Here is a 12,486-nt window from a genome sequence, read left to right on the forward strand (position 1 = left end):
CACCTATGCCGCTGCCTTGAATTGCGCACGCAGTTTCTTTGCGTACTCGTCTACCTGTGACCCCTGGCTCTTGTAGTGCGCTTTACAATGCGACTTCACCACATCGTCCTTCTCGAAACGCTTGCGAAACTTCTCGGCACCCATGTGGCAACCACCCATCTCCCAAGCAACGGCCAAAGGTGGCTGATGGTCGTGGGTCATATGACCCTTGCCCCTCGAATGCTTGGTGCCGTGCTTCCTGACCTTCTTCAGCTTGACGAAAAGCTTGCCCCTCAGCCAGCCGCCAGCGCCCTTCGATTCATCGCTCTGGGTGCGCCATGCCGCTTCGGTCTCGCCGTGATCCCGCTCGCATTCCCAACACGGCTTGTCCTTGACCTCCTTGACTTGCGCCGGCGAAGGATCCCGTTTTGGCCGATGGACGCTCGCCTTATATTTGCTTTTGCAGGGCTTGCCGTAGTTCTCGCCCAACTCAGCCTCGAAATCGACCATGGCCTGCCCATCGATGCAGTTGGGCAGATCGCTCGCCGTGTTCTGAGCCATCATGTCGCCGTGACGGTCGACCCCCTTGCCTTCTGCCTTGACCGTGAACGACCACAGTTTGAAGACACCCTTGCCCTTGATGCGATGGGTGACCACGCCGGCGCCCAGTCCCGGCGTGGCCGCTTCGTTGCCCGTACTCAGCGCCACTTCGGAAGAGTTCTCCAGCGCCGTCGGTGTTCCCTGCACCTTGACGCTCTTGCTGCCTTTGATGAGATCGCTGGCAGAAAGCATGTTGACATATGGAACCGGCACCGGTCCCGCCGGCGGCGGCGGCGGGCTGAGGCAGACGTCGCCCGGCGCGACGCCCTTGCCGCCGCTTGCCTGGTGGAAGAAGCCCATCTTTTCGGCGTAGACCGTGTTACCCATGGCTCAGGACTCCGCCGTCTCCGGCCGTGCCGCGCGCATCGCGGGCAGGGCATTTTGAGCAAGGTCGTGGATGTCGGCGAAGCCGAACTCCCTGACCTCCCAGTCGTCGCTCCAGAATGCGATCTTGTCGGTCGCGGCGGCGGCGCCCGGAGGTGGCAAAATCTGAAGGCTTTCGGCCAGCCGGGTCTGCGCCCAGTAGTTGTCGACGCAGTTCTGAAGAAGCGAGGCCACGGCATCGTACCACGGGTCGCCCGGCTCCGGCGGGGGCCCAAGCCGGACGATGGCGAACGGATAACGGCGGCCGACGCGGTCCTCGCTCATGCGCCAGACACCGGCGCAGGGCTGGTCACCGAAAATCCCGGCCTGGACAATAAAGCGCCAAGCGCGCGGGTCGAGGTCGCCTTCATCGGGTCGCGCGCGCAATTCCATCGACATCCACCGATCCCAGCGGTCGATGAAGGTCCGCGGCAGGTTCCAAGCGACGAAATCTCCAGTCGCCGGTAACTTGCCGAAGAAGCCGATGGTCATATCTGTGGCGGACATGAGAACTTCTTGAACATCTCCAGATTGTAAGGATTTTCGACGCTGGCGGCCTTGAGCTCGAAATCCGCGTACATGCCTTGCGTGCCCAATCGCAGGCTGTAGACATCGGACAGTGAGGTGCCGGTGAAACGGCCGCTGCGCAGCATCCTCAGCCACGCCCAGCTGCCGGTCTCGTTGAGCATGATTTCGGGCGAGCCGTCGATCGGCTGGAAGGCGAGCGAGATGACGCCGGTGCCGTCCTTGCCCGGCCAAGTCATTGGTTGCGGTCGCGTCGCGTTGTTGTAGTAGACGAGGTTCTGGCCATCGAGGTTGAGCGTCACGCGTGTGACGTTGGGAGACAGGTCCTTCGGTTCGAGCGTGAAGCTCATCACCGGACCCGTACCGCCAGGAAAGAGATCGTCGCGGATCCGCCTGGCCTGTTCGAATGCCGCCAGAGCCGCCGGGTCCAGACCGAAGTCGGCACGCCATTTCCATGGCTGGCTGGCGGTATCGACATAGCTGATCAGGTGGTCGTTGATGAAGGCGTCGATCATCCCGGCCGGCCCGAACAGGCGAGCGAAATCGCGGACATTGACGTCCACGGCGCTTTCGGGGCTGAACGGATAGCGGTCGTTCAGCGCTGCTTGGCAGAATGGCAGGATGTCGGCGCGCCAAATGGCGTTAAGCTCCGAGGTGACCGCCTTCTGTGTCAGGCCGCTGGTGTCGCCGGCGATGCCACCGAGCCAGTCGTCGATCGGGTCGGGCAGGATCTGCGCTTGCCTGGCGACCGCTCCCGTCAGCTCGGCGAGGCCGCCCTGTTTCTTGATGGCGTCCTGAGGGTCGGGATTGGCCGTGACCGTCTGCAGCACGTTCGAAAGTGCGGTCAGCGCCACCACCGCGGCGTCGAGTGCCGGCGGCTGGCCGTCGACCTCGGCGATCGCGCCCTTGAGCGGCTTGAAGTGTTCGGCCACGAGATTGCCGGTAAGATCCACCTCGTCTGCGGAGCCTGCGCGTGGCAGCAGTTTTGCGCCTGTCTTGGCCAGTTTGCCAAGCTTGCCGAGTTTGCTGAGCAGTTTCGAGCCGCCCTTTGCTGCTGCCTTGTTATCGGCCGGCGCTTCATCGGATCGGGTAAGCTCGGTCTCCTGAACGACCGCCGTAAGCAGGCGCTTCAGCGCAGAGTCAGCACTCGAAAGGTCCTTGAGGTTCTCGCTGGCGACATTCAGGTCGGCCAATGGCGCGAGCCTGATATCGCGCAGGATGCTGTCCCATTGTGCGATGTAGTCTTCGTAGTAGAGTTTTAGAATATCCTCGGACAGCGCCGAGACCGAGGTTTCGGAATTTTCCGAACAGCCGCCGGCAAAGACCGCCCGATCGAGTGCGGCCTGGGCGGCGACATCCTCGATCCGGTCGAGAATGGCATCGTGGAAGCCGGAATAGGTGAACGCGCCTGAAATGCCGACGCGCAGCGTCTTGTCGGAACGCCGTGCAAAGACCTTGGCGCCGTTGGGACCGGCGAAATTCGCCGGGATCCATTCCTTGAGGCCGGCCACCGCCGGATCGGCCAGCAACTGTCTGTAGCCACGCGCCGGCAGCGAAATCGTGCAGACGGTTTTCAGCGCCTCGGCAACCAGCGCCTGATCCGCGGCGATGTAGCTGTCATCGACCGCCATGCGGCGGATCGCGGCAAGCTGGTGCTCTTCCGCGTCGGCGGTCGGAAAGGGCGCTGCCGGTGCGAATTCCGGCAAATCACTGACCCACCAGTTCTGGACGAAATCGGCATCCATCTGCGACAGGCCCGTCATCATGCGATAGGTTTTCAGCGCCCCCAGCATGAAATCCGGATCGCGGATCTGCCGCCACATAGTCGCCTCGAGCAAAGCGACCATGTGCGGCTCGAGAACATTGCGCAGTGCGTGGTCGTAAGTGTCGGTCTGCGCCCGCAGCAGCTCCGCCGATGCCGATGGTCCCAGTAGATCCTGGGCACTGCTCGGCGGTGCCGTTCGGGCATTTGCGACCTCGGCCATCGCGTTGAGCGCGCCATCGATAGCGGGCTGCTCCACCGATGCCGGGCTCGCGGCTGCTGCGGTCAATGGCGCCTGCAGCGCTTCGAACTGGCTCGCCTGTGCTGTGATCGCATTGCGGTTGTCATAGTAGGACCAGGTGAACATCGCACCGGCCAACAAGGCGGCGGCGGCACAGGCTGCCGCGGCGCCGCGCCAGATCCAGGCGCGGCGGCGCTGCGCCAGCGGATCGAACGTCCCCAGGCCGGCCTCCCTGAAGATGACCTCGGTCAGCAGGTTCTTCAGGAAAAAACTGCGTTTTTCAACGCGCGGCGCCGGCATGGCACGCCGCGGCGGAAGACCGAAGGATGAAGACAGTGCCGCGGTCAGCCGGTCGATGGGCGCCCCTTCCTGGGTCGCCGACGTCAGATAGAGGCCGCGCAGCCAGGCGGCTTCTTCGTACCGGCTTTCGCCGAACATCGCCTCGATCAGCACCTGGATAGGCTCGGACAGGCTTGTGAGCTGGGCGGGAAATCTGAAAATCTCGGCGCGGGCAGCGAGTTTGTCCTCATCCTCCAGGCGTGGCACCAGCCGCCGCTCGAGTTCCGTGGCAAGGGTGGCGATTTCCCGCTCTATGGTCTTTGCGTCGACACGCGCATCCAGTGCGAAGGTCGTCCCCCACACCTGCTCGCGCGAGGCCGTCGACAGGCCGCCGAAGAAGGCCTCGAAACCCTTGATCAGATCGGCCTTGGTCAGCATCAGATAGACCGGGAGGCGGATTTCGAGCCGGTCGTTGAGCTCTGCCAAGCGCCGACGGATCTTGCGGCCATGTGCCTTGATGGCTTCGTCGCCCTCTGAAAGCGCGTCGATCGACAGCGCGACGATCACGCCGTTCAGCGCCCGGCGGCCGCGATGCTTTTTCAAGAGGTCGAGGAAGCCTAGCCATTCCGCCGCATCGACGTCCGGCCGGCTCTCCTGCTGCACGTAGCGGCCCGCCGTGTCGATCAGAACTGCGTTCTCAGAGAAAAACCAGTCGCAGTTGCGCGTGCCGCCAACCCCCTGCAGGTCGTCGGTGAGATCGATCGGAAAGTTCAGACCGGACTGGCGCAAAGCCGTGGTCTTGCCGGTGGCCGGTGGCCCAACGATCACGTACCAAGGCATCTCGCGCAGGAACTTGCGTCCGCCCAGCCTGCGACGCTTCAATTCGGCCATCACCTCGGCGAACTTGGCGCCGACTGCGGCGACGTTCTCTTCGCCGGGGCTCAGCGGTTTTTCCACCACGGGCGCAGCGATTTCGGCGACGAACATGCGGTTGGCTCGGATCGCCCGGCGCTGCGCGACGATCAGCCAGATCAGCCAGAAGATGACCAGCAGCGCAATGATGACGATGCGCACATTTTCCGAGGCGAAGGGTTCGTAAGCACCAACCTTCACGATCGGGCCGAACACCCAGATAACCAGGGAAAGCAGCGTGATGCCGATCAGCGTCCACAGCCAGCGCGATGTCAGAACCGCCCAGAGGAAGCGCAGGATGAACATCTCATAGCCTCTTTTCGACCAGCACCTCGACGCGGCGGTTCAAGGCCCGTCCCGCGCGCGTGCTGTCGTCGGCCACTGGATCGGTAGCTGCACGTCCTTCGAAGCGAATGCGGTCCTGCGGCACACCGTTCTGGACCAGCATCTCGGTAATGGTTGCTGCGCGCGCTTCCGACAGCCGCTGGTTGGTGGAAAGCGGATTGGACCGTTGCAAAGGAATACTGTCGGTATGGCCGACCACGGTGATTTTTCCGATCAGTTCCTGATTGGCCAAGATCACTTTGGCGATCGAACCAATCAGCGGCTCGAAGCCTTCCGTCAGTGTCGGCCGCGACGACTGGAACAGTTCGGGGTTGGAGGCCTGAATGATCAGCCTGGCCAGCGAAACGCTCTCGGTGCCGCTTAGCGCGGCCCTGAGATTCGCCGGCGCTCCGGCCTGAAACTCCGGCACCAGCGCGAAATCCACGGCCTCCGGCGGCGGCGCTTCGACCTGAGGCGATGTGCGGCTGATATCGCCGCGCGTGGGTGGCGGCAGAGCACGAACGAGCGTAGAAAGCTCGACTGCCTGACTGCTCAGTCCCATCGACAGCCCGAGATAGATTGCCGTGGCGATAACCGCCGCACCGAGCGCCATTACCCAGATCGGAACGATGAAGCGCTGCGGCTCGTCGGATGCGATCACGCCTTTCCAGTTCGGCGACAGTGGCGCGCCGTCGGCGTCGGCATCGCGCAGGAAGCGCGCCGCAGCAACGCGAACGGCATTGAGCGAGCGGTCGCCCGACCGGCCGGGCACACGATATTTGCCGCGGAAGCCGAGCGCCAGGCAATGATATTGCAATTCCAGCAGTTCACGATCCCGGTTCGGGTGGCGCTCCAGTTCGTCGAGACGCGTGAAGAACTGCGTGCCGGCATCGACATCGCCTCGAAGCATCACCACAAGCGGCTGGCGCGGCCATGCGCTGGCACCGCCCCATGGCGTGTTCAAGGCCAGATCATCGAGCAACGCCGCCACCACCCAGGCTGCCTGGTCGGCGCGCTCCAGCGAGGATCCCGCCGACATTGCCGCGTCGCGTGCCCGAACCAGCTCTTCGAGCAACCGGGTGCGCATCGCCTCCGGGTTTTCCGGTGGCAGCGCGCTTTCAAGCTCCGGCGCGAACTCGAGCAAGGGCGCGAATGCGTTGACAAGGGTGTTGGGATGCGTACGCGACCGTTTCATTGGCGCGCCCGACAGGAGTGGCGTCATCGGTCGCGGCATCGGCGCGCCGGTCAGCCGTATGCGAGTGCGTTCGCGATCCTCCGACAGTCCGAAAGGATCATCCCGGCTCATGATCTCACCTGTTTACCGAATAGCAGTCCACCTGCGGCTCGCTCGGCAGCACACCCGACACGCCAATAACGAAGCCGGGGGCATCGAGCAGCGAGGCCCAGTGCTCGCTTTTCTGATCCAGTTCAAGGCACAGCCGATCGCCATCGTAGGGGATTTCGCGGGGCTGGGAATGAAGCGGTTTCAGTGGAATGCCGGGTAGACGGGATTTCCATAGACCCTCGAACTGATCGGCCGAACCGACAGTCGCCTGGTTGACGAAAATCTTACGCAAGGCATCTTCCGACAGCTCGGAACCGACCCGGATAACGATCCGGCTGGCCACCAGCAGCTTCGGGTTGTCGATGCGGATTTTCCAGACGTTGGTCGAATGCCGCATGACCGGCAGTGCGCGGGATTTAGGCTCGATGTAACGCAGGCTCAGGATGAGTGAGCGCAAGGCGTCCGCCAGCGCCGAATATGCGGGGCCGGGCGCCATGTGATCGTAGGCGGGCAACTCGCTCAGCCGTCGCGCGCTCGAGCCATAGGTCGCCATCGAACCGGCAAGACCGGCAAGCTCCAGGTAAAGCTCGGCCGGATGGAAAACATCCTGCGCCAGCATGTGCGCCAGTCGTGGACGCGCCGCATTGGCGAGATTGAGCATCAAGAGGTCTTCGACGCTACGCCCTGGCCCACCCATGACCATTTTGCCATGCGCCTCGGCGATTTGGTCGAGGCCGGTGACGACTTCCAAAAGCAACTGCCGGTACCAGGCCACTGCTCCGGTAACCAGTGTCGGCGGCAGGAACGTCTCATCCAGGGAGACGCCGCCATCGGCTCGAACCCCTTTGATGTCGGCTATGGGCAAGGCGGTGTAGCCGCCAACCGATTTTCCCGGTGCAAGCAGCAGCGCCTGCGGTCGGGCGATTTCGATTTCTTCAGGATCCGAACCGCCCTGGACGGCGTCGCGCACCGAAACGATGCGCCCATGATAGCGTGCTCCTGTCGAGGCCGCGTGCGCCGGATCGAAGCCGACACCGCCAGCAGGCTCGATCGGCAGGGCGACCAGCACCGGTCCGGCACCCGTATCGGCGGTGACCGGCAGCGGTCGTGGCGCGTCCATCAGGTCAGGGATGGAGAAGGGGGTTCCATCCGGAAAGATGCCCTGTGCCGACAGGATCGAGACCTGGCCGGCATCGAGCATTGCCTGGTCCAGCGTCAGCTGCTGAAAGCCGAACGTATGCAACTGCCCGGCCTGCAACGCGCCGCGCACCGTCGCCTCGAAAAAGCGATCCTGCTGCTGAAAATGCTGGGTCCGCAGAAACAGGCCTTCGGACCACAGCACCCTGTTTGCATCGCTCATGCCGCTACTTCCTGCATCGAGCACCCCTTGCCCTGGCCGCTAGGCGGAAATGCCGCCGCTGCCAAGCGTGACGTTGACGGTAACTGTTGATCCCGACGACACCGACTTGGTTGTGCGCCAGCTCCGGCCGCCGGGCTCGCGAACGAGGGCAACGAAGCCCAGCGCAGCCGCGTCCGGCTCTACGGTGATGGTTTTGGATGCGGTCTTTCCCGGCCCGACGGAGATCTGGTCGGATCCAATGAGATCGCCTGCGAGTGCGGAGCCGGCATCCCCCTGCAGCGCGAAATAATCGGCCGAGTTGAATTTACCGGTGCTGCGCAGCCGCATCACGAGGACCGTCACGGGCCGGTCGCCGCCACCTGGTCCCGGGTTCATGCCGGCCGCGCCGGTCAGGTTGACGGTGACCGCGGATGGTTTTGGCGGACCGCTCTGACAAGCCGCAAGCAGCCCGGTTGCGCCCAGGGCAACGATAAATTCGCGTCGATCGATCATTTTTCACTCCTCCTCATATGCATCCCGAAAATCAGCGCCGATTTCGCCGAGGAAGCTCGATTCCGCACTCTGGGCGATTTCACGATGGCGTTTCTGGTATAGCTCCCACAGCTTGGCGCTGCGCCCGCCAGAAAGCAGGGTGCCGATCGCTGAACTTGATTTCAACTCTTCCTCGATCGCTGCCGGGTCAAAACGGTCAATCATCCGCCGCAAGGCCGACTGCACGCCTCGCCAGGCGCGCACGTGATGTTGCGCGAGATCGCGGACCGCATCCGCGATTGCCGCTTCGCCGGCCAGAAATCCGGGGCTGCGCTCCGCTATGATGGTCACGATGGCGTCGTCGACCGTCGGCAGAAACTTGAGCGGATTGACTTCAGAGGCTCCCACCACCGTCTGGGCGACGCGAGCGTTTCCCTTTTCCTCGGCCCGCTTGCGCAGCAGCTGCATCAGGCCTTCCATCATGAGCCGATACTCGCGACCGAACTTCTCCATTTCCGCGACGCTGTCGCGTCCGGGAAAATCGGCTTCCTCAATGCCCATGCCGCGCAAGAACGCGGTGCGAAGGGCCGTATTCGCCTGTTGTGCCGCTGCCAGGGAGGGGGCGGGTTTGGGAGCAACGCCAGCACGTGGCGGAGAAGGGATATCTGCCGCCTGGCCAGGCAAATCCCAGGGATCGGCCGATTGCGGTCTTCCGGCGAGATGTTTGCGTTGACCGGTCGAGCTGGCGCCGTTTCTCGAATCGGGCGACGCGGCCGGCCCGAAACCGAAATCGTCATCAAATTCGGATGACCTTTTTGAAGCGGCCTCGGTTGCGCCGGACGGCACCGAATCGAGGCTGAATGGGTCTGCGGGGCCTGGCGCACCACTTGGTTCAGAATAGACGGCGCCATTCGGCGCGGGCGTTGATACCGGGTCGAGGCTGAACGGGTCGTCGAAGGCCTGCGAACTGCGCTGGTTGGCGCGCTCAAACGCTCCTGGAATCGGCTGCTCGAACGGGTTCGGCAGATCGGCGGGACGCGGTCGTCGCGGCTCTTCTTCGACCGTGGCTGAAAAGAAATCATCGCGGCCGATGCTTACCGGCGCTCGTGATGCTGGCGGCGACCGTTCCGGGACCGATTGGCTGGTTGCTGGTGCTTGAGCGACCGGCGTCTGCAGATCGACGCATACGATGTAATCGCCCAGTCTCAGCCGCATGCCGTTTTGAAGACGGACCGACGTGCCAGCGCCGAGCGGACTGTCAGAGTCGTTTATGAACAACCCGCTGCTTGATGTGTCGGTGACGAAATATCCATCCCGCCCGCCGGTGATCTTGCAATGGGCGCGTGAAACGAACATGTCGGGATCGTCGATCTGCCAGCCTGCGTCCGCGCTGCGGCCGATCACCAGCTCACCCTCGTCCAGTCGGGTCTGCCGTACCGCCTGGGTCCGTGGTCCTTGCTCCAGAGTCAGCAGCAGACTCATGCCGCGACCCCCGCCATTTCCGGCCGCCATCCGACAATTGTCCGCAGCCGCATATCGTCAGCATCGCCCCTTTCAGCAGGCCGCACAAGCCAGGTGGTTCGGCCGAGCTGTACCGCTCCGATGCGGGGCTGCGGCACGGCTTCACGCGCGAGCACGATCCGCAGATCGACGTCGAGCGATTCCCCAACCATGTCGCGAACGGCCTGTTTGAACATTTTCAGACGTTGACCGCCCGGCAGGAACGTTTTGAACTCCTCATACCCGAGCGGGCCGACGCGGAGTTCGATCCTGCTTTGGCGGCTGAAAACGCGCGGGCCGATCGTCGCCCCGCGACCCAGCACTGCATAAGCTTGTGCAAGGCGGGTCTGGAGCGATGCTGGGATGGTCATCCAGGTGGCAACGAACTCCTTGATCTGCACCGGCACCTTGAACGCTTCCGCCAGGAACAGCGTCAGCCGCTCCGGGCCGTCGACCTGGCCGGCGAGCGATGCTGCCTGGCGAAGCTTCACGGCTTCGAGATCGGGATTGTGGGTGCCGGGCAGTCCGATTCCCGCCATGGCTTCAAGCATGGCCCTTACCCGGCCGCCGACCGCACGTTCGACCTGTACCGCCGGATGCGCATCCGCCCAGGCCCGATAGTACAGGGCGATCATGCGGTGCTGGAGAATATTGACGAAGTCCACGAACGTCGTGTCGCTGGTCTGCCGTGCGTCAGCGCCGGTGAACCAGCGCTGCGACAGACGATCGAGTACCCAGCGTGTCAAATGAAGCGGCATGGGGCCTTCCGGTCCCATCAGCCCGAGATTCGCGATCGTGACCCGGGCCGGCGTCTTGTCCTTCGCTTCGCGGAATTCAACCACGTCCTTGGCGGAAAAGCTCAGACGCACGTGCTGCCCGAGCCTTGCCGGCTCGCGATCCGCGTGGCCGGAATAGCCGAACAGCCCACCCCTGCGTTCGAGCCGGCGCAAAAGCTCGAAAAAGTCGAACGTATCAGACAGCCCCTCGACCCGGTTCAGGTCGAGTTCGCCTAGATCAGGTGGCGATTGCCGGGCGTCATCGGCCATGGCACATCCTCCTGCTTCTGCAGCAGCCGCGTGCGGGTCCGCACAAAGCCGTTTATTCCTGCGTGGCGGGCAAACAGCCGCGCAAGCAAGGCTGAAAGCAGCAATGTGCTTTGCCCTGCCAGGACCGACTGGTCCACATGCAATGTCACTTCCGTGCCCCTTCCGAAGCACATCGGCCCATCGATCTGCAGCCGTTCGATGACGGACCGCGAGTCAATACGAACGATCGAGTGCACATTGCGTGCGAGGCTCGGATCTCCCCGGTCGGCATAAAGATCGAGCAGCGCATGCAGCGGATCGACACCACGACCTTCCTTGGCAAGGCTGAGAAAGTTGAGCGCCAGCTGCGCCACGAGCCGCCAGGCGAGATTGTCGGCTCGGGATTCGCCTTCGGCGCCCGCGGGCAGGGCGGCCGGGATAGCCGGCTGGGGCGGACGCAGCGCACCGAGAAGCCGGACCGTTTCGACCGGATCGCCTGTCTCCAGCGTCAAGGTAGGGTTGTCGTCGAGGATCGGCAGATCGCGGTTGGTGCAAAGCGCCATGATGTCGACACGCTTCAGCGGTCTGTTCGCCGGGCTTCCGACCGGCCGTGAAATCGATAGAAAAACGTCGTCTCCAGTGTATGAGGTGCGGGTCAACCCGTCGCGCCGTTCATCTTCGGTGGCCCGGCGAGGGCGCCGTTCGGTGGAAAAGACCCAGCCATTGTTGCGATTTTGCCCCAGGCTGAAGAGCTCCGGAATTTCGGCGTCGGTGCCCTCGGAATCGGCGTCCTCGACGCGGGTCACCCGATAGATTTCGAAGTCCCGCGCCCGCGTGCGGTCGGCATGCAGCACTTGCCGCGTTCTGCGGGGATCAAGCTCGATGACGTTGCAGTCACGCTCGAAGAGGTTGATGATCGGCGTCGCAAAAAGTTCGAAATCCGCCGGCGTCACATCGGCAAGTTCGGGTGCTGGACGCCGGAACATGAAGATGATTTCGATCCCGGCGTCGCATCTGCGCACGACCGGTTGCAGTCCTGAAACCCGCACGTAGTGAAAGCGCTCGGGCATCATGAAATATTCACGCAGCAGACGGTACCCTTCGAATGTCGGCCGGGTACGAGGCATCAACGCCTCGTCGTCGCTGATGCCGACCATTTCGGGTGCCGGCAACGGCGATAGGGGGTTGGCCTTGCCTTCGGCTCGTGCACCAACGGCCGAGCAGACGCCGAAAATTGCGTCAAACAGCAATGGCGCTTTGGTGCGCCCAGCAAAATAGAAATCGAGCCGGTCAAGCGCCAGTTCGTCGAGCTTGCCTTTTCCGGCCCGACCAAGCGTGATACGCAGCGCCGCCTCGCCGCCTACGCCGCCGATCGGTGTTATGCCGGCCGCTGCCAACCCGCTGCGATCCTGGAAATAACTAACCGACTTGATGGTTATCGGCCACAGCGTCATTTCCTGCGCTGTGGTGAAGGTGCAGCGCGTCGACAGGCCGGGTTGCAGACCGGACACCAGCCGCGTGTTCCGCCTGACGACATGGCCGGCAACCATCGACTGGACCTGCTGTCCGGGTTTCAGCACTGCCATCGCCGTTGCCGGCGCCGGCGTAACCAGATCGGGATAAAGGACATCCAGGACGCTGCGTGAAAACCTCGAGCGCTCGGCATCGACTTTCAACCGGGTGCGCGCAGCGAGAAAGGCGACGCCGTCAAGCAGCCGCTCCACATACGGATCCGGGCAGGGGACCGTATCGAGCGAGAGATTGCGCGCCACCGCCGGATGCATGTCGGCAAATTCTGCCGCGAGTCCGCGAATATGGGACAGTTCCTCCTCGTAATATTCTACGAAGACGCGATCCATC

Annotated in this window: 9 protein-coding genes; all 9 read right to left on the reverse strand. The window is 63.3% G+C overall.

All coding sequences use genetic code 11. From position 1 onward, the window contains the following. Positions 1-3 precede the first annotated feature (3 nt). The 9 genes from EOC93_RS01925 to tssF are packed head-to-tail and all read right to left on the reverse strand — an operon-like array spanning position 4 to position 12,485. Positions 4-906: a DUF4150 domain-containing protein gene (locus EOC93_RS01925; protein ID WP_095486422.1), complete on the reverse strand. Its 903-nt coding sequence runs from the start codon at positions 904-906 to the stop codon at positions 4-6. Between the two features lie 3 nt (positions 907-909). Further along, positions 910-1,434: a type VI secretion system-associated protein TagF gene (gene tagF / locus EOC93_RS01930; RefSeq protein ID WP_164759018.1), complete on the reverse strand. Its 525-nt coding sequence runs from the start codon at positions 1,432-1,434 to the stop codon at positions 910-912. Next, complete coding sequence (gene tssM, locus EOC93_RS01935) at positions 1,431-4,967, reverse strand: type VI secretion system membrane subunit TssM (protein ID WP_127203708.1); 3,537 nt, start codon at positions 4,965-4,967, stop codon at positions 1,431-1,433. Before tssM ends, tagF begins: the two co-directional genes overlap by 4 nt. A gap of 1 nt (position 4,968) precedes the next feature. Further along, a complete protein-coding gene (gene icmH / locus EOC93_RS01940; protein ID WP_095486425.1) occupies positions 4,969-6,291 on the reverse strand; it encodes a type IVB secretion system protein IcmH/DotU in 1,323 nt (440 codons plus the stop codon). 4 nt (positions 6,292-6,295) lie between these two features. Next, the gene (tssK, locus tag EOC93_RS01945; protein WP_127203709.1) at positions 6,296-7,630 is read right to left on the reverse strand and encodes a type VI secretion system baseplate subunit TssK; all 1,335 of its coding nucleotides are present in this window, start codon (positions 7,628-7,630) and stop codon (positions 6,296-6,298) included. Between the two features lie 39 nt (positions 7,631-7,669). After that, positions 7,670-8,122, reverse strand: coding sequence for a type VI secretion system lipoprotein TssJ (gene tssJ / locus EOC93_RS01950; RefSeq protein WP_095486427.1), 453 nt, complete (start codon positions 8,120-8,122; stop codon positions 7,670-7,672). Positions 8,123-8,125: 3 nt separating this feature from the next. After that, the gene (gene tagH / locus EOC93_RS01955) at positions 8,126-9,583 is read right to left on the reverse strand and encodes a type VI secretion system-associated FHA domain protein TagH (RefSeq protein ID WP_127203710.1); all 1,458 of its coding nucleotides are present in this window, start codon (positions 9,581-9,583) and stop codon (positions 8,126-8,128) included. Beyond that, positions 9,580-10,647: a type VI secretion system baseplate subunit TssG gene (gene tssG, locus EOC93_RS01960; RefSeq protein WP_127203711.1), complete on the reverse strand. Its 1,068-nt coding sequence runs from the start codon at positions 10,645-10,647 to the stop codon at positions 9,580-9,582. Before tssG ends, tagH begins: the two co-directional genes overlap by 4 nt. After that, positions 10,611-12,485, reverse strand: coding sequence for a type VI secretion system baseplate subunit TssF (tssF, locus tag EOC93_RS01965; protein ID WP_127203712.1), 1,875 nt, complete (start codon positions 12,483-12,485; stop codon positions 10,611-10,613). The genes tssG and tssF overlap by 37 nt, the downstream gene beginning before the upstream one ends. Position 12,486 lies beyond the last annotated feature (1 nt).

Origin of the sequence: Mesorhizobium sp. M6A.T.Ce.TU.002.03.1.1 (assembly GCF_003997275.1) — a bacterium.
In the GTDB taxonomy this organism is placed as follows: domain Bacteria; phylum Pseudomonadota; class Alphaproteobacteria; order Rhizobiales; family Rhizobiaceae; genus Mesorhizobium; species Mesorhizobium mediterraneum.